Here is a 23937-nt window from a genome sequence, read left to right on the forward strand (position 1 = left end):
TGCTTTGGTCCGGGTGTGCGGGGGAGGGTTGCGAAAGGGCACGCCGGTGCGCAGCCTTCGCGGGAACGTGCGCCCCAAGAGGGCGTATCGCATTAATTTTCCGAAGATTCAGTGGTGAGCCGTGCAGGATTCGAACCTGCGACCCACTGATTAAAAGTCTTACGGTTTTGTTTTCTATCCTTTTCGAAACGGCGCAGATCATCTCTAAATAATGCTTGTGTATAAGGCGTAAATCGAACTATGGGTATATCTTACTTCTATGTGCCCCTTTTAAACTCATCGCAAAATGCTTACCTTATGCTTACCGATTTTAATTCACTGAGTGTGCCCAATGCCAAAGCTCAAGCTGTCAAAATCCGTCACCGACAAATTGCAGCCCGGCGAGAAGGACGTGCTCTATTGGGATGCGGGTTTGCCGGGATTTGGCCTTCGGGTGAAATCCAACGGTACCAAGAGCTACGTCGTTCAATACCGGAACCGACAAACCGGTCGATCAAGAAGGAAGACAATAGGAAGGCATGGGCCTCTGATGTCATTCGCTCAGGCCCGAGACATTGCTTCGGGTTATCTGGCGGATGTGATCCGGGGAGGTGACCCTGTCGCGCAATCCAAGGCATTGCGTGATGCGCCGACGATGGAAGAGTTAAGCGAGCAGTATCTGGTAACGCATGCCATTCCCAAGAAACGTCCCAAGAGTGTGGTCAACGATAAGTCGATGCTCAGCAGATTGATCGTGCCGAAGCTTGGAAAACTCAAGGTCGCGGAAGTTACGCACAAAGATGTACAATCCTTGCATAATGCCCTTTGCGACACGCCCTATCAGGCAAACCGAGTCCTTGCGCTTTTGTCAAAGATGTTCGAACTGTCGATCAGATGGGGCTGGCGCCCAAACAACCCTGCGCGCGGCGTTGATAAATACACGGAAGAAAAGCGTCATCGTTGGCTGTCCGGCGATGAACTCGACAGATTGTTGTCTGCCCTGGACGCCCATCCCAACCAGTTGGCAGCAAACGCAATCAGGCTTCAACTGTTGACAGGTTCGCGGATTGGCGAAGTTCTTTCTGCGCAATGGTCCGACTTCGATCTGGATCGTGGCACTTGGATCAAGCCTTCGCATCACACCAAGCAGAAACGGACCGAACATCTTCCCCTGTCCGGATCCGCGGTTCGCCTCTTGGTACGGATGGCGACCGCCAGCGGTGAAAAGTCAAAATATCTATTTCCGGGCAAATCAACAGCAAAGCCTCTCGTTGACCTGAAAAGATTTTGGAGGACGGTTATCAGGAATGCTGCAATTGACGACTATCGCATCCACGATAACCGGCACACACACGCATCGCATCTTGTATCCGGCGGAACGAGCTTGGCCATCGTTGGCAAACTTCTCGGTCACACCAACCCGCTTACAACGCAGCGCTATGCTCACTTGGCTGATGATCCTCTCAGGAAAGCAGCAGAAGCATTTGGCGAAAAGATCGAAAGCTAGAGGACGCGTTCGCATTGCCGCAACCCAACAATTCTCCTTTAGCGGACCTTTATGAAGCTTGCGGCGAATGACGGTTGTGAGCCCATACCTACTGCGCTGCGGCAGCGCGGCGAAGGTCAGCTTTGTCTCGCTCAATTGCTGATCACTGCATCCACTTCGAATTCGACCAACCACTCTGGGTTCACGAAGCGGTCGATTGCCATGATCGTGTCAACCGGTCGAATGTCGCGAAAATATTCCTTCCGCACATCTATCGCAGCCTTCCAAATGTCGATGTCGGTCAGGATGACACGGGTGCGGACAACGTGATGGAGGCCCGAGCCTGCTTGTTCTAAAGCCGACTTGATAACTTCGATGCACTGCCGGGTCTGCGCGGCCACATCGCCCACGCCCACCGTCCGTCCGTCAGCGTCAACCGGTGCTGTGCCGCCAACGAAAATGAAGGGCCCAACGCGGACTGCACGCGAGAATCCGACAATGCCCTCCATAGGGTTGCCGTTTGAAATCAGTTCTCGGTCAAAATCCATGATAGGCTCCTACTTGGGTGAGCGCAGCTTAGCACAGTCTGTGCCCCGATAACTGGGGGGCGAAACAATCACACAATCGGAATTCGACACATGGAGCGCAGGGCAGAGCTACGAACACTACATGGGCCGTTGGAGCCGTAAGATCGCCGCGAAATTCGTCGACTGGGTCGCTGCCCCATCGCAGGCCGACTGGCTGGAAATCGGATGCGGAACAGGCGCGCTCACGCAGGCTGTGCTCTCCGCAACAGCCCCCCGGTCCATTCTAGCGACGGATCAATCCGCTGATTTCGTAGCCCATGCCGAGGCGCAGATCACGGACGAGCGGGCCTCGTTTAAGGTCGCCGATGCCGCGAATTTGCCATGTGCAGATGCATCGTTGGATGTCGTGACCTCTGCGCTTGTCTTTAACTTCATTCCGGACAAGCAAGCGGCACTCGCCGAAATGCGCCGTGTCTTGCGGCCCGGCGGCTTGGTTGCGTTCTACGTTTGGGACTATCCAGGCAGGGGCATGGGGTTCATTGACGCATTTTGGAAGGCGGCTGCGGAAATCGATCCAGACGCCTTGGAATTGGACGAAAGTGCACGGTTTCCATTCTGCACTGAGAGTGGATTGGCCAAACTGTGTCGCGATGGCGGGGCGTCTTTCACTGAGATCGCAGCAATCGAAGTGGAAACCCGGTTTCCGGACTTCGATGCCTTCTGGCACCCATTCACCTTGGGTGCGGGGCCTGCACCGGGTTACGTTAAAAGCCTTTCAGCGGATCGTGTGCATCAGTTGAAGGATAATCTTGCTGGCAAGCTCGGGAAAAGTGGGCCTGTTGTCCTTCCAGCTCGTGCGTGGGCCGCGAAGGCGCGCTGGCTCGTAGAATAGGCCAGTTATGTCAAAGCCGACATTTCAGATAATTCCAGAAATGGCGGCTTCGTCCGCACAGCGGACCTATGTCATAACAACTCCACGTGTCCGCTTACGGCCCATACCCGATCTTTACACGGTCTTCGAATGCCGCGACTGCAGCCCGCATTGCCGCCATTCGCTGTGAATGCATAATCTGGATCAGGTTGAACTCATACAACGCGGGACAAACCGGCTATTCGCTGCACATGCGAAATCAATGCGTTGATGAAGGCTAGACGATCGTGCGTTCCGGGCAATAGGTAGAAAAAGCGCGGTACCGGCGTATCGTGCGGGTGCGAGCGTCCACAGATGTAGACAGACCTCGACGTTCCCTCGCGAAAACAGGAGGCGGACGTGGTGCACAATCTTGACCTAGTTGCGTTTCTTAATTGGCCGAGGATGTGAAACCGTCGTCCTCGCCTATGGGGTTCTTTCGGACATGACCTTAACATCTGTTGATAAGATTTCGTCTTCAGCTAATTTACAACCTAGGCAGCATTTGGAAAGCCGAATGGGACTGATTGAAGGAGATCACTCGCGCAGGAGCCAGCGGATCGATTGGAGCCCGCCAAATATTTTCAGCTCGGTCGAGCGGTTTGATTTCACTAATCCGATCGAGCATCTCAAGGTTTGCACGATTTCACCTGGACCGCGCGGGCTCAGACTGTTCGAATTTGTCTCATCCGGCCATGTGTCCGTCACGACAGAGGAAAATCGAACGGCGCTGATTCTGCCGACCTCCGGCAGACTCGAAGTTCAGATGAAAGGGCAACGAGAGACGACAGCACATGGCGGATTGTTAGCCTTTGGCCCGATACGTCGCAAAACGACCACCGTAGCACCAAGTAACAGCGCGCCGTACCGGTCGCTGTCGATCGTTATCCCGCGCCGAAATATCACGAACACCAGAGATGTGCAGGCCCAAGGTCTTGGCTCTGATACTTGCTTTCACTCGAATGCATCAACCGAACTCGGATCGCTCATTGTATTTCTTGAGTACGTCTTTTGCGATTTCAAGTCCGCACGTCCTGTCCTGACCACACCACGCGCATTTGCGGCAGCAGAAGCTCTTGTAGCGGAGTACATGGCGCATGTCTTGCCTACCGGATCGACGAAGTCGGAGAGTTTCCCAAAAGCTTCGAAAAAAATCTTCGATCTTGCGCGCGAATACATAGCTGCGCACTACCACGAGCCCATCACGGTCGCAGAAGTTGCGAAAGCCTCCGGCACAAGCGTCAGATCACTTCAGTCGACCTTCAAGGCGTTGACCGGAATGTCACCCCGGCAGTTCCTGACCGATATTCGGCTCGACCACGCACGAGCTCTTCTGGAACGCGGGCTGCCAGGAACGACAGTCACGAACGCGGCCTTCGAGGTCGGCCTTTGCCACCTTGGCCGCTTCTCGAGAGCATACCAGCACGCGTTTGGAGAACTGCCGTCTACCACGCTCAAGCAAGCGCAGTTGATGCCGTGACCGGTGCGTTGGGACGGGCGCGTCGAAATCGGCCTACTGGGTCATACGCTTGCCATTTACATCGGCCGCAGCCCGCTTTTGGGCGCTACGGAACTCTTGTAGTGCCCCGGAGGCGCATAAGTCGCTACGGTCGGCAGGTTTCTTGAGGCTCTGCGCAATTCGGCCAATTGCTCGCGCATTTCGGATAGCTGAGTTGAAACCCGGTCGGTAGTCTGGATCTGGGGCGCTTGAGGAACCATTGCTCAATCGTGAAATCCTCGTGCCGATTGGGGAGTAGTGCCAATGAAACCTTTGATCAGTTTTCCGGCTCTGCAAGCGCTCCATCGACCGTGCATCCGGGTCTCCGCGCTGTTGGCAACACTGGCGTTGCTCCTTTCGGCGGCTGTGGCAGAGGCGCAGAATATCCGCACAGAACGGGTTTCCTTCTCCACGGGAACGTCCGGCACTGTCATCCGCGGAAAAATCGTCGGCGACGAAACCATCGACTATGTCCTGGGCGCCAGAGGTGGGCAGCGCATGGTTGTCGATCTCGAGGTCGACAATCCCAGCGCCTACTTCAACGTGCTGCCCGCAGGCAATCCGGCAGCCATCCACATCGGGAGTGTCGCTGGCAACCACTTCGACGACATCTTGCCGTCGAGCGGAGATTGGGTGATCCGGGTATACCTCATGCGATCCGCGGCGCGGCGCGACGAGCGAACCGACTTTTCGCTCTCTGTGCATATTGGAGGTACGGGCCATTCGGTCCAGGCGCCGGATTTCGCCGACGGGGATGCCGGAGGACCAGACTACTGGCAGGTTACCGGTATCGCGGGTGGCGATCATCTCAATGTCCGCAGCGGACCCTCGACACGACAATCGGTCATCGCACGCGTCGTGAACGGACAGATATTCCGGAATCTCGGCTGTAGTGGCATGGGAAACGACCGCTGGTGCCATGTGGAATCGGGCGACGGCCTGATGTCCGGATGGGTCGCCGGACGGTATCTGCGCGAGTCCGGAGCACCGTCCCGCCCGTCGCCTACTGTGCCAGCCTCCGATTTCGCCGACGGCGATGCAGGAGGCCCGGATTTCTGGGAGGTGCACGGGGTGCCGGCTGGAGACTACCTGAACATGCGCACCGGGCCATCGTCGAAGTATAGCATCGTCGCGCGTGTCGCGAACGGGCAGTCGCTGCGCAACCTGGGCTGCCGGCGCGAGGTTCAGTCCCGCTGGTGCCATGTGCAGACGCCGGATGGCGCATACGACGCGTGGGTCTCGGGCCGCTACCTCCGCGAAGGCGCCGGACAGTCTGCGTCCGGCCAAGGGGTTTTCGTGCCGTCCGGCAGCAGTGTGTCGCCCGATCTCTACATGCGTCCGACCGGCGAGGTCGAGGTCAGTTGGTCCGGCGGATGCACAGTGCTCTACAATCCGGCGGGGAACAGAATTCAGGCAGGCAGCACCTGCTCGGGTAACCAGATCGCCGTATCTGATGCAAGCGTCGCGCGATTTCATCGCTAGGAACGTTCAAGATGTAGAAAGCATCTTGAAGCCAAAGGAGAACTAGAAAATGAGACATATCGTGGCCTTAGCTGCCATCGCGGTGACCTGCACCGCCTGTATGGAAACCGACGGCGGCAGCAGCCTGCAGACCGGTTCCGGCAATGATACCGCTTCGGGATCGGTTCGAGGAAGCGTGAGCGCGCGTTCTGGAGGCGGCTATACCTTCTTGCTGAACCGAGATACGGCGGTCTGCTCCGCCGTGTTCGACGATGCCGCATCCGCCGGAGCGACAGAGCTTTCGGATCTGAATTGCAGCGGCGGAAACGAGGGCACTGCAACCATCATCTACGGCTCCGATGCGACACCCGACCGGGTTATCTATGCTGTCAACGGCGTCGGAGGCGGCACGATTAATTTGTGAGGTTCCGTCTCGGAGCGGCGCTCTTGCTTAGTCATTGATCCTAAGAGGAACACCTTCATGACGAGTCTTTTCCTATATCGACGCTGCGGTCTGCACGCCGCGGCCATCGCCTGCCTGCTTGCTGCCGCGCCCGCGGCGTCGCAGGAACAGACTGAAGAGGACAAGCAGAAACTCGAGGCGTTTCTGAAGTTTCAGGCCAACCTGCCGAGTTTCCTACCCACCGTGAACCTGATCAACGCCGAAGCGCTGCCAATCACCTTCCCGTTTCGCATGGTAGGAGAACAGATCGTGGTCGATGTCGATTTCGGTGACGGCGTCGCGCGGCCCTTCATGCTCGATACCGGCGCGCCGACCTTCGTGACGGAAGAGATTGGTGATGAGCATGGCGGCGAAACGGTCATCGAGATGGTGACGATTGCCGGGGGCGGCGTCATCGAATGGTCACCCATGGTGAAGTTTCCCTCCGTAACCATAGCGGGCGCACTCGAAATCACCGACGTCACGGGTGGTGTCAACTGGGCGACCGAGGGGCCGTTCTACTGCATCACGCGCAATGGACTTATCGGCTCGCAGGCCATGCGAAACGCAGTCTGGCAGATCCACTACGGCAACGAAGAAATCACCGTAGCTGCGACCGTCGACCAACTCGACCACATCTCAGATGCCATCGCCCTTCCATTCACCGTCAAGGAGGACGGGCTCTCGCCAACGCCATGGGTTGAACTAGGTTTGGGCGACGGCAAATTGGTGTTCATCGTCGACACTGGAGGAGGCGTTCCCTTAACGATCAACAGCGAAGCCCTTGCAAAGGTCGGCCTCGAGCTACCCGAGGATGCGCCCGTGGCCGCCGGCATCTCTAGCGGCGCGGGCGGAGATTTTGACACGGCGCTGGCCGGGTTCACAGCGCCGATGATGTTCGGCGACGCCGAACTTCTGACGACTGCTGTGGTGGGCGACGGCCTCGCTCCGACGACTGATGGCAACATGGGCGCGTCGTTTCTAAAGAATTTCATCGTGACCTTGGACTGGTCGAGCCAGACGATGTATCTTGAACCGCTGTTCGAAGGCGACCGCGTGCCGCTTCCGGGCGCGGCTTCGGTCGGGGTCGGGTTCCATGGCGACGATCTTGCCGTGACCTCTATCGCGAAAAGCGGGCCCGCCGACGAGGCGGGTCTGACGCTGGGCGAGGTCGTTATCGCAATCAACGGGACCGACGTGACCGACATCTCCGCCGACGCGTTCTGCGAATTGAAGAAGACGCCGTTCGAGACGGTCACGACCGCGTCCGACCAAAGCTATGATGCGGGCATGATCGAAGGGTTCTTCGACACGCAGGAGTAGACGACACGCGCGTCCGGAACCTGCGTTCCGGGCAACGCGACACGCTTCGCAAGGGACACGGATAATGACGCCTGACCAGATCATCGCCGCTATCGGCCTTCTGATGGCCGAACCCGATCCGGCCTTCGAGACCTTGCGCGCAGGTGGCTTCGATGCGCGATATCCGGTCACCGTCGAGGCTTGCCCGGAGACGACTTCTCCGCTGGACGTCGAGGGTCAGACGATCATCTGCGGAACGGTCAGCGTGCCGGAGAATTACAACGAGCCTGACGGTCGGCGCATCCCGCTGGAGTTTGCGCTCGGGCGGGCACATTCGAGCAACCCGTTCGACGATGCCATCGTCTATCTGCATGGCGGACCGGCTGGCGGCGCCCTGTCCGCAATCGGTGCCTCGACAGAAATCATTCTCGGCGATCATCGGCCGCATCGCGACGTGGTGACCTTTGATCAGCGCGCCTCGATGCTGTCGTCGACGACGGTCCGCTGCAACGCGACGATGGCGGAGAACATCGTGGACCTGGTCCGCACCGTAGAGAGTGCGCCTACACCCGAAGGTGTGGAGCCGTTCGATCTCGGTGCGTTCTTCAAGCCCTGTATCGACGAGCTCTATGCCAGTGGCGCCGACCTGCCCGCCTACAACACTGAAAACAACGCCCGCGACGTCCGCGCGCTGATGTCCGCGCTGGGTTATCCGGAATACAACATCTTTGGGATATCCTATGGCACCCGCCTCGCGCTGGAGGTGCTGCGCACTGCGCCCGAGGGCGTGCGGTCCGTCATCATCGACGGCGTCGCCCCACCGAACGTGCATCTCTACGACGATCTTTTCGGCCCGCATGCCGATTCCATCGAGACGCTCTTCGATCAATGCGCCGCACAGCCGGCCTGCGCCGAGGCCTATCCCGATCTTCGTCAGACGTTCATCGATCTGGGCACGGTCTTGACCGAAACGCCGGTCCCCGCGGCGCGCGGCATGCCGGCCATCAATGCCGATGTGTTTTACAACACTATCAACCAGCGCACCAAGCTCAGCGAGCACTGGGTCAGGGACCTGACCAGGTATCTGCCCCGCATAATCCATGAACTGGCCGAGGGCGATCCGACCACCTTCGATTGGTACATGTCGACCTACGCCGAGAACGCCGACGCCCCGCAAAGCGCCGCGGACCTGCTGGGCCCGGCTGGCGCCACTCTCAGCGGGGACGAACGCGCACTGGCCCTGTCGGTTCTCGAATCCGCGCAGAGCATGTCGGACCAAGGCGAAGGCGTCGCGGCGGTGATGACCCAGCTCAAGCACGATCTCGTCGCGGGCACGGTGGCGGTTTCGGTGGCCGAAACCTTTGACCAGCGCGCGTCGGAGGCGCTGCGGGAGCTCTCGCACGACGAGATTCCGGCTGCCGTTCAGGGCTATGCCCGGATGCAAGCGGGCGAACCGACCCGTGCCGCAATCGGCTATTGGGTTCTCGCGCATTTCCATGGACCCGACCAGACGGAACTCATGAGCTTGGTCAATGCGATGAGCCCCGATGACATCGCACGGACCTTCGACATAGCGAATGTGGAGCTGGACAAATACCAGGGTACCATCGAGAACCTGATGGGGCTTCGCATCTATGCCTGCCAGGAGGACTTCCCCTTCAATTCCCGGGATAATGGCGCGAGGCTTTTGTCTGAGTTCCCCTACGATGTTATCGCCGGAGAGGAAGGCCGGGCGGCGCTGGAAAACATCTACACCATATGCGACCTATTCGAGCCGGCCCCTCGGGACGGGTTCCAGGAGCCAGTCGTCTCGGATGTCCCGGTTCTCGTCGCCGGTGGGACAAACGACACCCAGACCTCGTGGAAATGGTCCCATCTCGCTGCGGAAACGCTCAGCAACTCGCAGGTCGTGATCTATCCCAATTCGGGACATGGCGCGTCGCTCTACTCGGAGTGCGGACGCGACATCAACGCAAAGTTCATTCTCGATCCGGGCGCGGAGCTGGACCTGTCCTGTGTCGAGAGCCTGACGCCGCAGTTCGTGCTTCCCGACGCAACACTGCCCTAGGCGAGGTGGTCGGAAGCAAGCAGTGCTCATTTACAAGTGTTCAAACCAAGGAACGGAGAAATACGGAACATGAAAATCACCATGAGAAATTGCACCGGCCTTGTCGGCATCGCAATCCTTGCAGGATGTGTCGAAACCAGCGAGCCGGCGCCGTCACAAACGCAGCCCTCGATCGGCAGTTCGACGGATATCTCGTCATTCCAGGGCGCACGTGCAGGCCAGGCCGAGAATGGCCTTCAGAATCTGGGCTACGAGCTTGCTCGTACCGAAGGATTGACGGCGTACTGGTTCAATCGGGACACGGACGCCTGCGCCCGCATCGTCACCGCCGATGGTCGCTACAAGTCCGTCACGATGGTCCCTTCGGGAAATTGCTGACAATGGTGCGAGCGGGACGCCTTTGCAAAGCCGCATCGCTCGCATCCGCGTCTGATGTGAAACGGCATGACGGCACTTATTTGCGGACCGCGTTGGGGGGGTTGAGTCAATGCTGACCCGCCGCCGCCTCCTCGCCGGCAGTGCCGCGACGCTCGCCGCAACCCGCCTTGGAACGGCGGAAGAAGCCCGGATCGACATCGAGAACATGCTTCCGGGCGACTTCACCTGGCGTCCGGAGCGATCGCCGCACGGAGCAGTGGCCGTGATCGCGTCGATCCCGGAGCAGCGGGTGCACGTCTATCGCAATGGTGTCCGGATCGCCGTATCGACCTGTTCGACCGGAAAGAGCGGGCACGAGACGCCGACCGGCGTGTTTACCATTCTGCAAAAGGATGCCGACCATCGGTCCTCGACCTATGGCGGTGCGCCGATGCCCAACATGAACAGATTGACATGGGACGGTATCGCGCTCCATGCCGGGAACCTTCCGGGATACCCGGCATCGCACGGGTGCGTACGACTGCCGCTGGAATTCTCCCGGTTGCTCTTCACGGTCACGCATATCGGATCGCCCGTGATTATCTCCGGTGCCAACAACGACCCGTGGGACCTCGTGCACCCTGGACTGGTTCTGCAGGCCTTCGCCGAACAGGAACTCGAGACGGCCGTTCAGAGCCTCGAGGCGCGTTCCCATCCGTCGGATTGGACCAATGAGCAGCCCTACCCGATCACCACCGTGCTGGCGACCGCAGCAGACCGGCGTTTGATCGTGATGGAAAACGGGCGCGAGGTCATGGAAGACGAGATCATGATCCCCGATGAGCGCCCATTGGGTGAACATGTGCTCGTATTGAAGGAACGGCGGGACGGCGGTCTGGGCTGGATGGGGGTCACGCATCATCCCGATCCTATGCATCCGCTTTGGCCTGAGGAACAGGTTCTCAACCGGCTGCGTCTGTCTTCACGGGCGAATGCCCATATTGCCGAACGCTTGCACCCAGGGATGACTTTTGTCGTATCCGATCTCGCCGCGACACCAGACCGACAGTCCGGCGAAGATTTCGTGATTCTGACGGGCGAGCAACTCACGTCGCCTCGCCCTCCGCAGATTCCGGTCCGTCCATGAGACTGCTCGCGGCCCTTCTGCCCTTACTCGCCATATCGGATGCGTCCATGGCGCAGTCCGGCAGTCAAGACCCCGATACTCATCTCCCGGACACAGACTTCGTCGTCATCAACATCGACGGATCCGTGAACATGCGAGCGGGCCCAACCACTGACGCAACCCGGTTGCAACGCCTACCAGATGGCACCCTTCTACGCCGCGTGGCTTGCCAAGCCGGCGCGGATGAACCCTGGTGCGAGGTCGAACTGGCCGACGGCAGCCTGGAGGGTTGGGTTGCCGCACGGTTTCTCATGGCCTGGTATGGGGCCGATCCTTTCGCCCTCGAGAGTGCTGCAATTCCGTCCGACCGCCGGATCGAAGGCCGAGGGGAAGGATCCTACGCGGGTGCTTTGGAGAAGGGCGAAATTTTGGACCTCATGCTGTCCCCTCCTGCCGACACCGTGGTCGGGGTCACCCTCGAGGCTGCCGTTTCCATCGGCACGACGGTATTTTCGCAGGATGGTGCGGCTCTCGCCTCTGAGCGCGGCACAAGCGAACTGGCGGTGCTGCTGCCAGAAGGCGGAAAACTTCTGATCCGAATAGCCGACATGCTTGGCGATGGCGGCAACTGGAAGCTGGTTGTCGCATACGATTGATGTCAGCGGAGACACCCTAAGCTTGGCGCCGAGGTCGACATATCAGTCAAGGTTGCTTTGGTTGGACCTCGCGCGAGGCGTCGCTTTGCTCGGGATGGTCGTATTTCATTTCGCGCGTGACCTAGAGATGTTTGGCCTGGTCACTTCCGGAACGACCATGACCGGCGGGTGGGCGGCATTTGCGCGCTTGGTGGCCGGAAGCTTCTTATTCCTCTCCGGAGTGAGTTTCGATCTAGCACATCGGGGCGGTTTCAGGACAAGGCCCTGGGCGCGCCGTTTCGTCATCATCTGCGGAGCCGCCGGTCTCGTGACCGTTGCCACGCTTGCCGTCTTTCCGACACGCTTCATATACTTTGGCATATTGCACGCGATCGCTGCAGCCAGCCTGATCGGGGTAATCTTTCTTTATTTCCCGGCCATGGCAGCGCTTTTTACCGGAATTGCAATTCTTGCGATGGATAACTTCCTCGCGCCCGGAATATTGGAAAGCCAGTGGCTCGTCTGGACAGGGTTGAGCGCGGCGGCGCGGCCGTCACTGGACTTCATTCCGCTCGTGCCTTGGCTTGCGCCGTTTCTGTTTGGCATGGCCTTGGCGCCCTTGCTTCCACAAGAAGCTCCCCGGTCAAGTTGGCCGACGAAACCGTGCGTTCGCATTGCAGCATGGCCCGGTCAGCACAGTCTGCTGGTGTATCTGCTGCACCAGCCGCTTCTGTTGGGAGTGATCTGGGTCTTTGCGCAAATCTTGAGGTAGAGGCAAGGGAACTCCTCGTGGGTGCTGAAAAGTTTCTCGAGGCAGCCGGTATCACACGCATGCCGACGCACCCGCCAGTTGCGAGAGTAATCCTGATCAGTCCCGGCTGGAGGCACAACCGAACCTTCCGTCCTGTTCTGTGGCTTATCCGAAAACGGCGAAGCCTTCGGACAATCGCTGATAGATCGCCATAAGGCTTGCCGCAGCGATCATCGCAGCCGCAAACGCCGCAACAAGTAGCCACCGAGCAAGAATTCTTGTTGCGTGCTTTAGCCCGGCCGTGTCGGTCTGCCCGCGCAATATAGCCTCTTCAGCGGCGATCCTGCGACAGGCCCGGCCAAGTGCCAGAAGGACGATTGCCCCGGAGACATAAGCAAATCCGACCACGACACTGACGACGATCGTCTTTGCGTTTCCGCGAGACAGCGCGCTTTCGATGATCAGCAGGGCATCCAGCAAACAGAGGGCCGCTCCCAGTCTGCAAACTAGTGACAGAGCGGTTGTCATGGATTTTGAGGTATTGGTTGGTGCAGCGTCTTCGTCATCATCAGTACCTGATCCCCGGCCTGCGTCGCCGCCGGCGAGTGGCGGCGCAGTACCACTGAAACCAACAGAACCTGTTCAGAGTGAGCCTTCACTACCGGTATACATGACCCCGGCCACTTGTCCCGACGGGCTCGATTGGCAGGACCAAGGTGCGTCCGCGCCTGCGACGGTAGCCCGAACGCCGACACCAGACTCTCCCTCGACGACGTCGAAAACCGCCACATCGGACAAGGGACGGTTGGTCTCCTGCGCGATGGCAGCACGGCAAGCGTTGGCCGCAGTGGAATTCAGATTTCCACCGGTGACAGCCGGAGTGACCGTGGGGCCTTCGTTTTCAACGCAACCCGCGAGAACGCTTAGGCAGATCAGTCCGATCGGCATGCAAATTCTGAAGATCATATTTTCACCCTCTTCTTTAAGAAGCGTGACCCAACCATCGCCAAATATACAATTCTAGGAAAGGAAAAAACGTGCATCGTTAACTTCGGGCGCCGTAGAGATCGCGCCAACTTTTGGAACCCTGCTTAATTCGTACGGACTTGGCTCCAGAAAATGTGGCCTGCTCCTCGTTTCGTGGGCACCGAAGGTGGTATTCATGAAACTGGAGTACCTACATGACGAGAAGGATTGAGGTGCCCCTAGATTTGCGGGTGCTTTGCCGCCGATTTTGAGGCGAGGAGGCCGACGCAAATTTTGTTGCCTTAATCCGAAGTTAGCCGCTAGCCTTCAGTACATGTCAGAGTATTTTAAGCCACTCGCAGCTGTGGTCGTCGCTGTGCTTCTCGCACTTCGCTGTTAATTTCGCCTTACAACACCATTGCTTTCTTAATTTCCTAGAAACCATGACTTAGTAGATGGCGAAACACAATGATCGTTGCCTTGATGCCCAGTCATCTCTCAAGTTAACAAGTGTTCCAGCCACGCTGCTGCGGCTACATCCCGATATCCAGCAACAGAGGACGTCTGCTTTCAATAACACAGGTTGATCGGTTCGCGTTTGCAGCGAGCTTCCGCTCTCCGCCCGATTCCGTTAAAAAACAACTGTTTGCCTGTGCAGAAAGTGGCGACCTGAAGAGCGCATAAAAACCTTTCCTTTCAGGCCGTGCGCGTTTTCTGCGGTGCAGGAAAGTTCTTTGCCAGTTTCCGGTGGTTCTGGGCGGTTGCGGCGAGCAGGAATTCGTCATTTGCGCCGCATGGGCCACGTAGTCGGAGCCTTCCCCGACCAAATCGCCCGCCGCTTCATGCGCGCCCGCAAGACCGCCGTGCTGCCCCTGCTGGAAAGCCTCGCCGCGCTGGGCCAGGCCGAGAAGGTCGAAGAGGATCGCTTCGCCGCATGAAACTGCGGTTTTTTGGTGCGATGTCACGCCTTTTGGGGCGTGGTCACATCTTCCGGACCCGGTATCCATAAAATCAAACTCTTAGCGGCTTCATGGTCACGCCTTTGGCGTGGCCGTCCACAGACTGTCGCCGTGTAGAAGCCCACCTTTGAATTCAGAAACAGGCCGCGCTCTCGCGCCCTGTGAAGAAGCGAAAAGGTGGTTCGATGACGAAGTTGACACAGGACCAATTGGCGACGCGCTGGCATATGTCTCCGCGAACGCTGGAACAGTGGCGTTGGCTGGGCAAGGGGCCGAGGTTCCTCAAGATAGGAGCGCGGGTTCTTTACGATGAGGCCGAGATTGAGGCGTTCGAGGCCGGGCAGGTTTGTCAGAATACGCACGGTCCGATTGGCACGGGTGTGCTGTGATGGCCAAGAGGTTTTCGACGGGCAGGATCAAGACGCACCGGGTCTACACGGTTTGGGAAGTCTCGGACGTTCTTGGATGTCATCGCCAGACGGTCATTCGATGGATCAAGCACGGGGGTCTGATTGCCGATACCAGCAGCAAACCCTGGCTGATTGAGGGGCGCGACCTGAAGGCGTTTCTTGGTGCAAGGCAAACCAAGGCGCGTTGCAAGCTGGCCCTGCATCACTGCTATTGCCTGGGCTGTAAAGCCCCACAGGAGCCGGACGGGAAGATCGCCGATTATGTGCAACAGACACCTGTCAGTGGGCGGTTGATGGGCCTTTGCCCGAGTTGCGGGACGTTGATGAACAAGGTTGTCAGACGCGCCGATCTTGAGGCGATCCGGGCCAAAATCGAGGTGACGGTTCAGAAAGCCAACCCAAGATTAGTGTCCCGTGTCGATCCCCCTTCAAATGTCACCTTGGAACAGGAGGCCAAACCCCATGGCAAAGCGCAACAAGGATAACCTTCGGATCAAGCGGAAATACCTCGTCTGGCGCAAGGATGCGCAGGGGGTTTCTGAGGCAACAATAGATAAGACTGCCGCCGCGATTTCACTCTATGACGGCTGGCTTGCGGGAAAGGACTTTCGTGCCTTCCATTCCGAGCGTGCCCGTGCCTTCAAGCGGTATCTGGCGGGGTTGAGGAATGAACGAACGGGCGCGCCGTTGTCTGCTGCCACGATCAACGGAACGCTGCGCGAGTTGAAAGGCTTTTTCTACTGGCTGGCAGATCAACCGGGCTACAAGTCAAAGATTTCCCGGGCCATTGCGGATTATCTGACGCCAGACAAGAAGTCCGAGAATGCCCGCAGGGGCTCGCTCTGGAAACCGCATCCTTCACCGGATCAGGTTCGGCACATCATCGCCAATATGTCACAAGGAACAGTGATTGAGCGTCGCAATCGCGCATTGGTTGCCTTCCTATTCCTGACGTGTTCCCGCGAAGGAGCGGCGATCACTTTGCGACTTGGTCATGTCGATTTGGCTCACAATTGCGTGCATTTCGACGGGCGACAGGTAGACACAAAGTTCGGGAAAACATTCACCACTGCGTTTTACCCCTTCGGTGAAGAGTTGGAGCGTTGCGTGTTCAATTGGCTTGAAGAATTGAAGCGGGACCACCTGTTCGCAAGTTCAGACCCGTTGTTTCCGAAGACCCTGGTTGGCGTGGGAGCATCTAGAAAGTTTGAGGTGATGGGTATTCTCAGGGAGCCCTGGGCCAGCCCATCAAGTGCTGCCAAGATATTCAAGCAAGCCTTTGCTGATGCGGGCCTTCCTCCGTTTTCTCCGCACCGTGTGCGCGATACGGTTGCCGAACTGGCCAAGGATCACTGTCGGACACCGGAAGACTACAAGGCATGGTCGCAGAACATGGGGCATGAGGATGTTCTCACGACTTTTCGGTCACACGGGTCAGTTGCACCGGGACGGCAGACTGAATTGATGCAGCGGTTTCGGGATCGCGGACGATGCACTGATGACGAGGGGTCTGATATCATTGAATAGGTTTCAATCCTGTTCGATTTTCCTAACGATGACACGGTCAGGCGCAAGGCGGTATCCCTGCCAGGGGTTGTTCTCGATCAGTTCACCCCCCAGAGCTTCATCAAGGCCGCTCGAAGCGAACCTTTGCCTTAGATATGATCGGGCACGCATGACCCGGCGACGCAACGCTTCGTCGCTCGCCAATTCAAGGTGCTGGGCAAGTTGAGCAGCTTGAAGGAACGGATAGTCCAATGGTGGCAATCCTTGCCCGACGCCAGTCAGCCAAAGGGTTGCCAATTCGATCAATAACGACGCTGTCGCGTTCCTTTCAAAAGTAACCCGGTCATCAATTGTAATCCGCCGTCTGCGCGTATCCACTTCCAGAATGAATGGGTGTGGCATCGGAGGGTCTGGTGGAGCCGCCTGATCCGGGATTGCAGCCAGCAACGCTTGTCGCTGAACGTCGCCATAGAGCCTGGGCAAGCTCCCCTCAGGGAAGCTATCGGCATCGCGACTATCGAACGTGTTGTGCATCACCCCGGACACGGAAGCGCCATGACGGTTCAACAGATCCGCGATCATCGTTAGAGCCGTCGCGGGCGGATAATCAAGATGTCCGACGGCATCCAGAACCGCCGGGAATGTCCGCTCCAAAACTTCCGGCGTCATATGTTCGAACACCTGGGCATTGCGCACATAGGACAGAGCAACTTCACGATCTATGGCACCGTTCCTGGCATCATCCATCAATGCCACTTTGTATGCCTCTTCTGGGTCAAACTGCGTCAGCCCGGCAGCCAACATCGCGAAGCGGCGATCAATGCACTGCGAACAGCGTCCGCAATGAACGTGCTGCTTGGTCTGATTATGAACATCGGCGCAGCTTCGGGTGTGGGCTATGTGGTCATTCATTCCCAGCCGGGAAATAGCTTTGACAACATCTGTTTTGGTGCGCCAGAAAAGCGGGTTGTCGATCCTCATACCCTTTTCGAAGACCTTGGCAAAGAACCCCGTAAACCGCGTCAGAGTTTGGGGATGTGTTGTCCGGGTCGCGCGTGTTCCGACAACATTGTTGACCGGTGGCAGGTTCAGGCTGACCACGCCGTTTTCATGGAAAGATACGCGGTTTTGTTCAAAGGCCTGCGCCGTGATCGCCCCCAGCACCGCAAACAGGAAAGACCGGCTGCGATGCGTGCCTTCTTTCAGGCTACGCCCCTTCATCTGAACTTGAACAGGCACATGTCGACAAAAATCCCCACCAAACTTGCCGATCAAGGCCTTGTGCAGGTTGCGCTGTACGGGCGCGATCTTGGACGCCGAGAAATGGCTGACCAGCGCGACACGTTGGCGTTGCTCAGCGATTTCTTCCAGCGCACCGGCAAAGGAATCGAGTCCGCCTGAGAACATCAGAACCCGGTCGGCCTTCCAGGAACTCTCCGCATCGAATTTGAAAAACTTCGAGCGCTCAGCCTCGGGATAACGTTTTTGGCTGAAGCCAAACTCAAACCGGTCACCGGACAGGAACATCAAGGTCTCTTCGAGTAACCGCGTCACATCGTCCCTTGCCCAAAAGTCACGATCTCGAACCGGCATATCGACAATGAACCGGCGGTGCCATTTACGCCCCATTTGCTGATCAACCGGTCCGCCCCGGCTCACAGCAGCATCCGCGCCATAAACCACCGCGGCGATCTCCAGCAGATCAAATGCTCGATCCGGCAGCCCTGCTACAAGTTGCTCGTTGAGCCGACCGATCCGCAACCTCACACCCACCGGCTTGTCGTCGATCTCCAGGCGCACTTCCTCATCACCCCCGCTCTTGGTCAGCGGGGCGAGGCACCGGATGTGATGCTCAGGCGGTGTCACGCCGCCGCCCAAGTTCGGTCCTCATCTTCTTGAAGGCATATTGAGTGAAACGGTCAATAGCCTCTTGATCCAATGACTGCTTCTGCCAGACGGTTTTGCCGTACCAACCACCGGCAAACTCTTGCACGATCTGGGAAGCCTCGAATGTGTGCTGGGCCAATGCCTGTTGAAAGGCTATGCGCTGGGCATCATCAGTGAACCGTTTGTCTTGTCCCGTATGATTTGCCAGTTCACGGCTCAGATAATAGTCGAGCGACCGATAGGCCAGCCGGGCAAAGAAACCCCGGGCCAGGTCTGCAAACCGGCCTCCTGACGCGAAACTGCCCAACGCCGCGCGAATTTCCTGAGATGTCGGTTTAAACAGCGACGGCAACTGGTCGCGGAGTTGAACGGAAAGCGTTTCGAGCAAGGCGGTCTTGGCCAGTTCGCCCGCATCGGATGATGATCCGATCTGAAAGCTCTGACGATCAATGGCCAGCTCAAGGCCTGCCAACAACCCTGTCACCGATGACAACGCATTTTCTCTGACACCCAGATCGGCCAGCGCGTCCTCAAAACCAGGCGCCCGGGCCAAGAGCGGAAGCCGCACGAGCAAAGAACTTATGAACTGGAAAAGCGGGTCCTTGCTGGCACGAGACAGATCAAGCTCAGAAGCCTTGGCGGCAGCCTCGGCAATCGCATCAATCGATGCTTCAGAATCAATTAGACCAACGACTTCCCGCCACTTCTTGGACCGTGGCAGCGTGCCCAGCCGAATATGGCCCATGGCGCTCTCCCTGTTAGGTCATGCGTCGCGCAACTAGAGGGGGAAATCAAAGAAAAACTGCGTGAATTTGCTTACCCTGCGCTTACCCAATTTCAGGCCAAGCACTCTTGAATTCTTGTAAGTCTTTGATTTCAGTGGTGAGCCGTGCAGGATTCGAACCTGCGACCCACTGATTAAAAGTCAGTTGCTCTACCAACTGAGCTAACGGCCCACTAGGCGGCCTATCTAGAAAGAGGGGAGAGGGGGGTCAAGCCCGAATCGAAGGGAATTTCGCGGTGTGGCTGGATTCGTCCGCGCGGGCGCTTTATATGCGCGGCCATGAGCGATGCGCAGGATACCGGGTTGCCCTTCATGAAGATGCACGGGCTGGGAAACGACTTTGTCGTCGTGGACGCGCGTGCGCGGTCGGTAGAGGTCACTTCGGCGCTGGCGATGGCGATTGGGGACCGGCATCGCGGGATCGGGTTCGATCAGCTGGCGGTGATCCGGGAGGGCAAGGGCGACGCGCACCTGGAGTTCTGGAACAGTGACGGGACGCAGGCCGGGGCCTGCGGGAATGCGACGCGGTGCATTGCGCGCTATTTGCTGGATGAGACGGGCCGCGACAGCCTGCACCTGACCACGGCGCGGGGGGATCTTTATGCGGTCGATGCGGGGGACGGGCTGACCTCGGTCAACATGGGGGCGCCGTTCCTGGACTGGCAGGGGGTGCCGCTGGCCGAGGAAATGGACACGCTGGAACTGCCCGTCGAGGGCGGGCCGGTGGCCACGGGCATGGGCAATCCGCATTGCACGTTCTTCGTCGAGGACGCCGAGGCGATCCCGCTGGAAACCTTCGGGCCACGCTACGAGCATCATCCGCTGTTTCCCGAGCGGACCAACGTTCAGGTGGCCAGTGTCATTGGCCCCGATCACATCCGGATGCGGGTGTGGGAGCGGGGTGTGGGGTTGACGCTGGCCTCGGGGTCTTCGTCTTGCGCGGTTGCCGTGGCGGCGGCGCGGCGGGGGTTGACGGGGCGGAATGTGCGGATCGACCTCGACGGCGGCACGCTGCGGGTGGAGTGGCGCGAGGATGGCGTGTGGATGACCGGGCCGACGATGCATGTCTGCGACGGGGTGCTGACGGCGGATTTCCTGAGGGCCGCGTCATGAGTGCGCCGGTCTTCACCACGCTCGGCTGTCGGCTGAACGCCTACGAGACGGAAGCCATGAAAGAGCTTGCCGGCGAGGTGGGGCTTGAGAATGCCGTGGTGGTGAACACTTGCGCCGTGACAGCCGAGGCGGTGCGCAAGGCGCGGCAGGAGATTCGCAAGCTGCGGCGTGAAAACCCGGACGCGCGGTTGATCGTGACGGGCTGTGCGGCGCAGACGGAGCCGGAGACCTTTAGCGCGATGGACGAGGTGGATGCCGTGATTGGCAACACCGAGAAGATGGTGCGCGACACGTGGGCCGGGCTGGCGGCGGACTTCATCGGCGAGACCGAGGCGGTCCAGGTCGACGACATCATGAGCGTCACCGAGACGGCAGGGCATCTGATCGACGGGTTCGGCACGCGGTCCCGGGCCTATGTTCAGGTGCAGAACGGGTGTGACCATCGCTGTACCTTCTGCATCATCCCTTACGGTCGCGGCAATTCGCGCAGCGTGCCCGCGGGCGTGGTGGTGGATCAGATCAAGCGGCTGGTGGATCGCGGCTATAACGAGGTGGTGCTGACCGGCGTGGACCTGACAAGCTGGGGCGCGGATTTGCCGGCGGAGCCGAAGCTGGGCGATCTGGTGATGCGCATCCTGAAGCTGGTGCCGGACCTGCCGCGGCTGCGGATATCGTCGATCGATTCGATCGAGGTGGATGGGAACCTGATGCAGGCCATCGCCACCGAGCCGCGGTTGATGCCGCATCTGCATCTGAGCTTGCAGCATGGCGACGACCTCATCCTGAAGCGCATGAAGCGGCGGCATCTGCGGGACGACGCGATCCGGTTTTCCGAGGAGGCGCGCAAGCTGCGGCCCGATATGACCTTCGGCGCGGATATCATCGCAGGCTTTCCGACCGAGAGCGAAGCGGCGTTCGAGAACTCGCTGCGGCTGGTCGAGGAGTGTGGGCTGACCTGGCTGCACGTGTTCCCCTACAGCCCGCGCCCGGGCACGCCGGCGGCGCGGATGCCGCAGGTGGACGGGCGGGCGATCAAGGACAGGGCCGCGCGGTTGCGGGCGGCGGGGGAGGCGCGCGTGGCGCGGCACCTGGACGAACAGCAGGGGCGGGTGCACCGGGTTCTGCTGGAGAATGCCCGGATGGGGCGCACCGAGCAGTTCACCGAAGTGACGTTCGAGATGGATCAGCCCGAGGGTCAGATCGTGACCGCGAAGGTGACCGGACACGATGCGACGCGGCTGACGGCGGACCCTGCTTTGTGCTAGTCTGAGGGCGGTCGGCCCTCGGGAGGCGCACATGCAGACGCAGGATGTTATCGAACAGGCAGTCGAGGCCTATGCTGGCGGAGATGCCGCCGCGCTGGATGCTCTGTTGACCGAGGATTTGCGGTATCGGATCAACGGTCAGCCGGATTGCGGGAAGTACACCCGTGACGTGGCCGGCAAGGCGGCGTTCTATGACGCGGTGGGGGAGATCCTGGCGTGGTGGGAGATCACCGGTTACCGGATCGTGGACCTGATCGTCAGCGGAGAACGGGCGGCGGCGCAGGTGGCGCATCACGCCATGCACAAGGAGACGGGGCGGCAGTTCGACACGAAACTGGCGCTGTTCTTTGCCGTGAAGGACGGGCAGATCACCGAGATTGCCGAATATCATGACACCGCCGCGCTGGCGCGGGAGCCCTGACGCGCCGCGATTGTGACGGGGACAATTCTTTGCTGGCTTTGAGCGGCGCCACCGCGACATGGTGAGCGCGAAGGAGACCCGCCATGCATCCCAACCCGATCTTTCGCCAGACGCCCGAGGCGCGCAACATCGCTTTTGCGCGGGCGCAGGCGTTCGGGATGCTGGCGGTTGAGGGCGAGGGCGCGCCGCTGGTGAGCCACATCCCGTTCCTGTTGTCGGAGGATGGCGCGGTGGCGGAGTTTCACCTTGTGCGGTCGAACCCCATTGCGCGGGCGCTCTCCGCGCCTATGGCGGCGCGGCTGGCTGTGGTGGGGCCGTATTCCTACGTCTCGCCGGACTGGTACGGGGCAGAGGACCAGGTGCCGACGTGGAACTACGTGGCGGTGCATCTGGTGGGGGAAGTGGAGTTGCGACCGCAGGACGGGATGCGGGACCTACTGGACCGGCAATCGGCGCATTTCGAGGATCAGCTTTTGCCGAAGGCGCCCTGGACATCCGACAAGATGACGCCGGACGTGATGGCGCGGATGATGCGGCAGATCGTGCCCTGCCGGATGCGGGTGGATGAGATTCACGGCACGTGGAAGCTGAACCAGAACAAGGACGATGATGTGCGCCTGCGGGCCGCCGAGGCGGTGGAGGCGTCGGGCATCGGCGTTGACACCGGGGCGCTGGCGGCGCTGATGCGGGATGCAAACGGTTAGACCGCTGGACCGGGCGCTATCAAGGGCGTAGCGTCCGGAAAAACCGGAAGGATAGGAACGATGCAACTGATCTCTGCAAAACCGTCGCCCTATGTGCGAAAGGTGAAGGTGACCCTGATAGAAACCGGGCTGATCGACGAGGTCGAGATGGTCGAGGTGTCGACCACGCCGGTGGCGACCGATCCGGCGGTGGCGGCGGCCAATCCGGTGGGCAAGATCCCGGCGCTGATCCGGGACGAGGGGCCGACGCTCTATGACAGCCGGGTGATCTGTCGCTACCTCGATGCGCGGGCGGGCACGAAGCTGTACCCCGAGGGCCGGATCTGGGAGACGCTGACGCTGGAGGCGACGGCGGACGGGATATTGGATGCGGCGCTGGCGATGGTCTGCGAGCGGCGGGTGCGGCCGGAGGAGATGGTCTATGAGCCGTGGATCGAGGCGCAATGGGAGAAGGTCGCGCGCAGCGTGGGCGCGATCAACGCGCGGTGGATGAGCCATCTGCGCGGGCCGCTGGACGCGGGGCAGATCGCGGTGGGCTGTGCGCTGGGCTATCTGGATTTCCGGCTGGGTGACCGGGGGTGGCGCAAGGGGAATGACGCGCTGGACGACTGGTTCGCGGCGTTTTCCGAGCGCGACAGCATGAAGGCCACCGCGCCCGAGTAGGTCAGAAGACGAAGTCGTCGGCGGCAAGCGGCGCTTCCAGGCCGGTGAAGATGATTGTGTCGCCATTGCCGAAGTCAATCATCGCCTGGTCGCCGGAATAGGTGATCAGGCCCGAGATGTCGGCAAACGAGGTGAAGCCGAAGCCGCCGATGCCGATTTGGTCGATGCCGGTCTCGAAGTTGTCGATCACGTCATTGCCGTTGCCCTGAAAGAAGCCGATGAAGTCCACGTCGCCATCGTCGACGAGGTAGATGAAATCGTCGCCCGCGCCACCGAACACGGTGTCTTCGCCGTCGCCTGCATGGATGCTGTCGTTGCCGGCCTCGCCATAGAGGTTGTCGTCGCCCTCGCCGCCGACGACCACGTCATTGCCGCCATTGGCGATGATCACGTCGTTGCCCAACCCGCCGAAGACGGTGTCGTTGCCCGAGCCGCTTTCGATCGTGTCGTTGCCGGCGAAACCATAGAGTTTTTGGGCGTCCTCGACATAGACGTGGAAGATGTGGTCGTCCTCGCCGGTGCCGTGCACCTCGCCCGGCAGCACGCGGCCGCCGGGGGCGCCATCGTGGCTGTCATCGCCATCGGTGAAGGCGTCGGGTAGGGGGCTGTGGCCGTGAAAGCTGAACTCGTCGCTGTCGCGGGTTTTGGTGCTGAACTGCTGGATCTGGAGTTTCATGATGCGTCCTTCGGTACGGAATACCTCTATGGGTCGCGGCA

The 23937-nt window shown here is 59.5% G+C and carries 25 protein-coding genes and 1 tRNA gene; 20 read left to right on the plus strand and 6 right to left on the minus strand.

Going from position 1 to position 23937, the window contains the following annotated elements; translation table 11 throughout:
* The first annotated feature begins 331 nt into the window (after positions 1-331).
* Positions 332-1486 (plus strand): tyrosine-type recombinase/integrase, encoded by a 1155-nt coding sequence (locus XM53_RS06620; protein ID WP_057791557.1) that lies wholly within the window; start codon positions 332-334, stop codon positions 1484-1486.
* Positions 1487-1617: 131 nt separating this feature from the next.
* On the opposite strand, the gene XM53_RS06625 is transcribed toward XM53_RS06620, so the two are convergent.
* The gene (locus XM53_RS06625) at positions 1618-2013 is read right to left on the minus strand and encodes a RidA family protein (protein ID WP_057791559.1); all 396 of its coding nucleotides are present in this window, start codon (positions 2011-2013) and stop codon (positions 1618-1620) included.
* Between the two features lie 121 nt (positions 2014-2134).
* On the opposite strand from XM53_RS06625, the gene XM53_RS06630 reads away from it, so the two are divergent.
* The 10 genes from XM53_RS06630 (at position 2135) to XM53_RS06675 (ending at position 12563) form a co-directional block, all read left to right on the plus strand.
* Complete coding sequence (locus tag XM53_RS06630; protein WP_057791561.1) at positions 2135-2884, plus strand: class I SAM-dependent methyltransferase; 750 nt, start codon at positions 2135-2137, stop codon at positions 2882-2884.
* A gap of 535 nt (positions 2885-3419) precedes the next feature.
* A complete protein-coding gene (locus XM53_RS22405; protein ID WP_160321369.1) occupies positions 3420-4382 on the plus strand; it encodes a helix-turn-helix transcriptional regulator in 963 nt (320 codons plus the stop codon).
* A gap of 282 nt (positions 4383-4664) precedes the next feature.
* Complete coding sequence (locus tag XM53_RS23405; RefSeq protein WP_160321370.1) at positions 4665-5882, plus strand: SH3 domain-containing protein; 1218 nt, start codon at positions 4665-4667, stop codon at positions 5880-5882.
* 49 nt (positions 5883-5931) lie between these two features.
* The gene (locus tag XM53_RS06645; RefSeq protein ID WP_057791567.1) at positions 5932-6285 is read left to right on the plus strand and encodes a hypothetical protein; all 354 of its coding nucleotides are present in this window, start codon (positions 5932-5934) and stop codon (positions 6283-6285) included.
* A 57-nt stretch (positions 6286-6342) separates the two neighbouring features.
* Positions 6343-7626: a PDZ domain-containing protein gene (locus tag XM53_RS06650; protein ID WP_057791569.1), complete on the plus strand. Its 1284-nt coding sequence runs from the start codon at positions 6343-6345 to the stop codon at positions 7624-7626.
* Between the two features lie 64 nt (positions 7627-7690).
* On the plus strand, positions 7691-9673 hold the full coding sequence (locus XM53_RS06655; protein ID WP_057791572.1) for an alpha/beta hydrolase: 1983 nt from the start codon (positions 7691-7693) through the stop codon (positions 9671-9673).
* 69 nt (positions 9674-9742) lie between these two features.
* Positions 9743-10051, plus strand: a complete 309-nt coding sequence (locus XM53_RS06660) for a hypothetical protein (RefSeq protein ID WP_236544432.1) — start codon at positions 9743-9745, stop codon at positions 10049-10051.
* 109 nt (positions 10052-10160) lie between these two features.
* Complete coding sequence (locus XM53_RS06665; protein ID WP_057791573.1) at positions 10161-11177, plus strand: L,D-transpeptidase; 1017 nt, start codon at positions 10161-10163, stop codon at positions 11175-11177.
* Positions 11178-11224: 47 nt separating this feature from the next.
* Positions 11225-11812 (plus strand): SH3 domain-containing protein, encoded by a 588-nt coding sequence (locus tag XM53_RS06670; RefSeq protein ID WP_236544433.1) that lies wholly within the window; start codon positions 11225-11227, stop codon positions 11810-11812.
* A 61-nt stretch (positions 11813-11873) separates the two neighbouring features.
* A complete protein-coding gene (locus XM53_RS06675) occupies positions 11874-12563 on the plus strand; it encodes a heparan-alpha-glucosaminide N-acetyltransferase (RefSeq protein WP_236544434.1) in 690 nt (229 codons plus the stop codon).
* Between the two features lie 144 nt (positions 12564-12707).
* Here XM53_RS06675 and XM53_RS06680 read toward each other — a convergent pair whose 3' ends face one another.
* Entirely contained in the window at positions 12708-13022 is a 315-nt protein-coding gene (locus XM53_RS06680; RefSeq protein WP_160321371.1) for a hypothetical protein, read from the minus strand.
* 1280 nt (positions 13023-14302) lie between these two features.
* On the opposite strand from XM53_RS06680, the gene XM53_RS23410 reads away from it, so the two are divergent.
* The 4 genes from XM53_RS23410 to XM53_RS06695 all read left to right on the plus strand — a co-directional run bounded on the left by XM53_RS23410 (position 14303) and on the right by XM53_RS06695 (position 16404).
* The gene (locus XM53_RS23410) at positions 14303-14446 is read left to right on the plus strand and encodes a hypothetical protein (protein WP_160321372.1); all 144 of its coding nucleotides are present in this window, start codon (positions 14303-14305) and stop codon (positions 14444-14446) included.
* 206 nt (positions 14447-14652) lie between these two features.
* The gene (locus tag XM53_RS06685; RefSeq protein WP_057791581.1) at positions 14653-14856 is read left to right on the plus strand and encodes a helix-turn-helix domain-containing protein; all 204 of its coding nucleotides are present in this window, start codon (positions 14653-14655) and stop codon (positions 14854-14856) included.
* Complete coding sequence (locus tag XM53_RS06690) at positions 14856-15362, plus strand: helix-turn-helix domain-containing protein (RefSeq protein ID WP_057791583.1); 507 nt, start codon at positions 14856-14858, stop codon at positions 15360-15362. Before XM53_RS06685 ends, XM53_RS06690 begins: the two co-directional genes overlap by 1 nt.
* Positions 15340-16404, plus strand: coding sequence for a tyrosine-type recombinase/integrase (locus XM53_RS06695; protein WP_057791585.1), 1065 nt, complete (start codon positions 15340-15342; stop codon positions 16402-16404). The genes XM53_RS06690 and XM53_RS06695 overlap by 23 nt, the downstream gene beginning before the upstream one ends.
* A gap of 3 nt (positions 16405-16407) precedes the next feature.
* Here XM53_RS06695 and XM53_RS06700 read toward each other — a convergent pair whose 3' ends face one another.
* The 3 genes from XM53_RS06700 to XM53_RS06710 all read right to left on the minus strand — a co-directional run bounded on the left by XM53_RS06700 (position 16408) and on the right by XM53_RS06710 (position 19226).
* A complete protein-coding gene (locus XM53_RS06700) occupies positions 16408-18261 on the minus strand; it encodes a 7-cyano-7-deazaguanine synthase (RefSeq protein WP_057791587.1) in 1854 nt (617 codons plus the stop codon).
* The gene (locus XM53_RS06705) at positions 18236-19015 is read right to left on the minus strand and encodes a hypothetical protein (RefSeq protein ID WP_057791589.1); all 780 of its coding nucleotides are present in this window, start codon (positions 19013-19015) and stop codon (positions 18236-18238) included. The genes XM53_RS06700 and XM53_RS06705 overlap by 26 nt, the downstream gene beginning before the upstream one ends.
* 135 nt (positions 19016-19150) lie before the next feature.
* A tRNA-Lys gene (locus XM53_RS06710) sits at positions 19151-19226 on the minus strand.
* Between the two features lie 107 nt (positions 19227-19333).
* Between XM53_RS06710 and dapF the strand changes: the two genes are divergently transcribed.
* The 5 genes from dapF (at position 19334) to XM53_RS06735 (ending at position 23220) form a co-directional block, all read left to right on the plus strand.
* Entirely contained in the window at positions 19334-20167 is an 834-nt protein-coding gene (dapF, locus tag XM53_RS06715; protein ID WP_057791591.1) for a diaminopimelate epimerase, read from the plus strand.
* Positions 20164-21432, plus strand: a complete 1269-nt coding sequence (gene mtaB / locus XM53_RS06720; RefSeq protein WP_057791592.1) for a tRNA (N(6)-L-threonylcarbamoyladenosine(37)-C(2))-methylthiotransferase MtaB — start codon at positions 20164-20166, stop codon at positions 21430-21432. The genes dapF and mtaB overlap by 4 nt, the downstream gene beginning before the upstream one ends.
* A gap of 31 nt (positions 21433-21463) precedes the next feature.
* The gene (locus XM53_RS06725) at positions 21464-21853 is read left to right on the plus strand and encodes a nuclear transport factor 2 family protein (RefSeq protein WP_057791594.1); all 390 of its coding nucleotides are present in this window, start codon (positions 21464-21466) and stop codon (positions 21851-21853) included.
* Positions 21854-21936: 83 nt separating this feature from the next.
* A complete protein-coding gene (locus XM53_RS06730; RefSeq protein WP_057791596.1) occupies positions 21937-22557 on the plus strand; it encodes an FMN-binding negative transcriptional regulator in 621 nt (206 codons plus the stop codon).
* Between the two features lie 60 nt (positions 22558-22617).
* Entirely contained in the window at positions 22618-23220 is a 603-nt protein-coding gene (locus XM53_RS06735; protein WP_057791598.1) for a glutathione S-transferase, read from the plus strand.
* A 1-nt stretch (position 23221) separates the two neighbouring features.
* Here XM53_RS06735 and XM53_RS06740 read toward each other — a convergent pair whose 3' ends face one another.
* Positions 23222-23896: a calcium-binding protein gene (locus tag XM53_RS06740; protein WP_057791600.1), complete on the minus strand. Its 675-nt coding sequence runs from the start codon at positions 23894-23896 to the stop codon at positions 23222-23224.
* Positions 23897-23937: the final 41 nt, after the last annotated feature.

Source organism: Roseovarius atlanticus (assembly GCF_001441615.1).
GTDB classification, from domain to species: domain Bacteria; phylum Pseudomonadota; class Alphaproteobacteria; order Rhodobacterales; family Rhodobacteraceae; genus Roseovarius; species Roseovarius atlanticus.

What these genes read in the sequence shown, in the direction of transcription:
- XM53_RS06620 (WP_057791557.1), top strand. Translation starts at nt 332, where the DNA reads ATGCCAAAGCTCAAGCTGTCAAAATCCGTCACCGACAAATTGCAGCCC.
- XM53_RS06625 (WP_057791559.1), bottom strand. Translation starts at nt 2,013, where the DNA reads ATGGATTTTGACCGAGAACTGATTTCAAACGGCAACCCTATGGAGGGC.
- XM53_RS06630 (WP_057791561.1), top strand. Translation starts at nt 2,135, where the DNA reads ATGGGCCGTTGGAGCCGTAAGATCGCCGCGAAATTCGTCGACTGGGTC.
- XM53_RS22405 (WP_160321369.1), top strand. Translation starts at nt 3,420, where the DNA reads ATGGGACTGATTGAAGGAGATCACTCGCGCAGGAGCCAGCGGATCGAT.
- XM53_RS23405 (WP_160321370.1), top strand. Translation starts at nt 4,665, where the DNA reads ATGAAACCTTTGATCAGTTTTCCGGCTCTGCAAGCGCTCCATCGACCG.
- XM53_RS06645 (WP_057791567.1), top strand. Translation starts at nt 5,932, where the DNA reads ATGAGACATATCGTGGCCTTAGCTGCCATCGCGGTGACCTGCACCGCC.
- XM53_RS06650 (WP_057791569.1), top strand. Translation starts at nt 6,343, where the DNA reads ATGACGAGTCTTTTCCTATATCGACGCTGCGGTCTGCACGCCGCGGCC.
- XM53_RS06655 (WP_057791572.1), top strand. Translation starts at nt 7,691, where the DNA reads ATGACGCCTGACCAGATCATCGCCGCTATCGGCCTTCTGATGGCCGAA.
- XM53_RS06660 (WP_236544432.1), top strand. Translation starts at nt 9,743, where the DNA reads ATGAAAATCACCATGAGAAATTGCACCGGCCTTGTCGGCATCGCAATC.
- XM53_RS06665 (WP_057791573.1), top strand. Translation starts at nt 10,161, where the DNA reads ATGCTGACCCGCCGCCGCCTCCTCGCCGGCAGTGCCGCGACGCTCGCC.
- XM53_RS06670 (WP_236544433.1), top strand. Translation starts at nt 11,225, where the DNA reads ATGGCGCAGTCCGGCAGTCAAGACCCCGATACTCATCTCCCGGACACA.
- XM53_RS23410 (WP_160321372.1), top strand. Translation starts at nt 14,303, where the DNA reads ATGGGCCACGTAGTCGGAGCCTTCCCCGACCAAATCGCCCGCCGCTTC.
- XM53_RS06685 (WP_057791581.1), top strand. Translation starts at nt 14,653, where the DNA reads ATGACGAAGTTGACACAGGACCAATTGGCGACGCGCTGGCATATGTCT.
- XM53_RS06690 (WP_057791583.1), top strand. Translation starts at nt 14,856, where the DNA reads ATGGCCAAGAGGTTTTCGACGGGCAGGATCAAGACGCACCGGGTCTAC.
- XM53_RS06695 (WP_057791585.1), top strand. Translation starts at nt 15,340, where the DNA reads ATGGCAAAGCGCAACAAGGATAACCTTCGGATCAAGCGGAAATACCTC.
- XM53_RS06705 (WP_057791589.1), bottom strand. Translation starts at nt 19,015, where the DNA reads ATGGGCCATATTCGGCTGGGCACGCTGCCACGGTCCAAGAAGTGGCGG.
- dapF (WP_057791591.1), top strand. Translation starts at nt 19,334, where the DNA reads ATGAGCGATGCGCAGGATACCGGGTTGCCCTTCATGAAGATGCACGGG.
- mtaB (WP_057791592.1), top strand. Translation starts at nt 20,164, where the DNA reads ATGAGTGCGCCGGTCTTCACCACGCTCGGCTGTCGGCTGAACGCCTAC.
- XM53_RS06725 (WP_057791594.1), top strand. Translation starts at nt 21,464, where the DNA reads ATGCAGACGCAGGATGTTATCGAACAGGCAGTCGAGGCCTATGCTGGC.
- XM53_RS06730 (WP_057791596.1), top strand. Translation starts at nt 21,937, where the DNA reads ATGCATCCCAACCCGATCTTTCGCCAGACGCCCGAGGCGCGCAACATC.
- XM53_RS06735 (WP_057791598.1), top strand. Translation starts at nt 22,618, where the DNA reads ATGCAACTGATCTCTGCAAAACCGTCGCCCTATGTGCGAAAGGTGAAG.
- XM53_RS06740 (WP_057791600.1), bottom strand. Translation starts at nt 23,896, where the DNA reads ATGAAACTCCAGATCCAGCAGTTCAGCACCAAAACCCGCGACAGCGAC.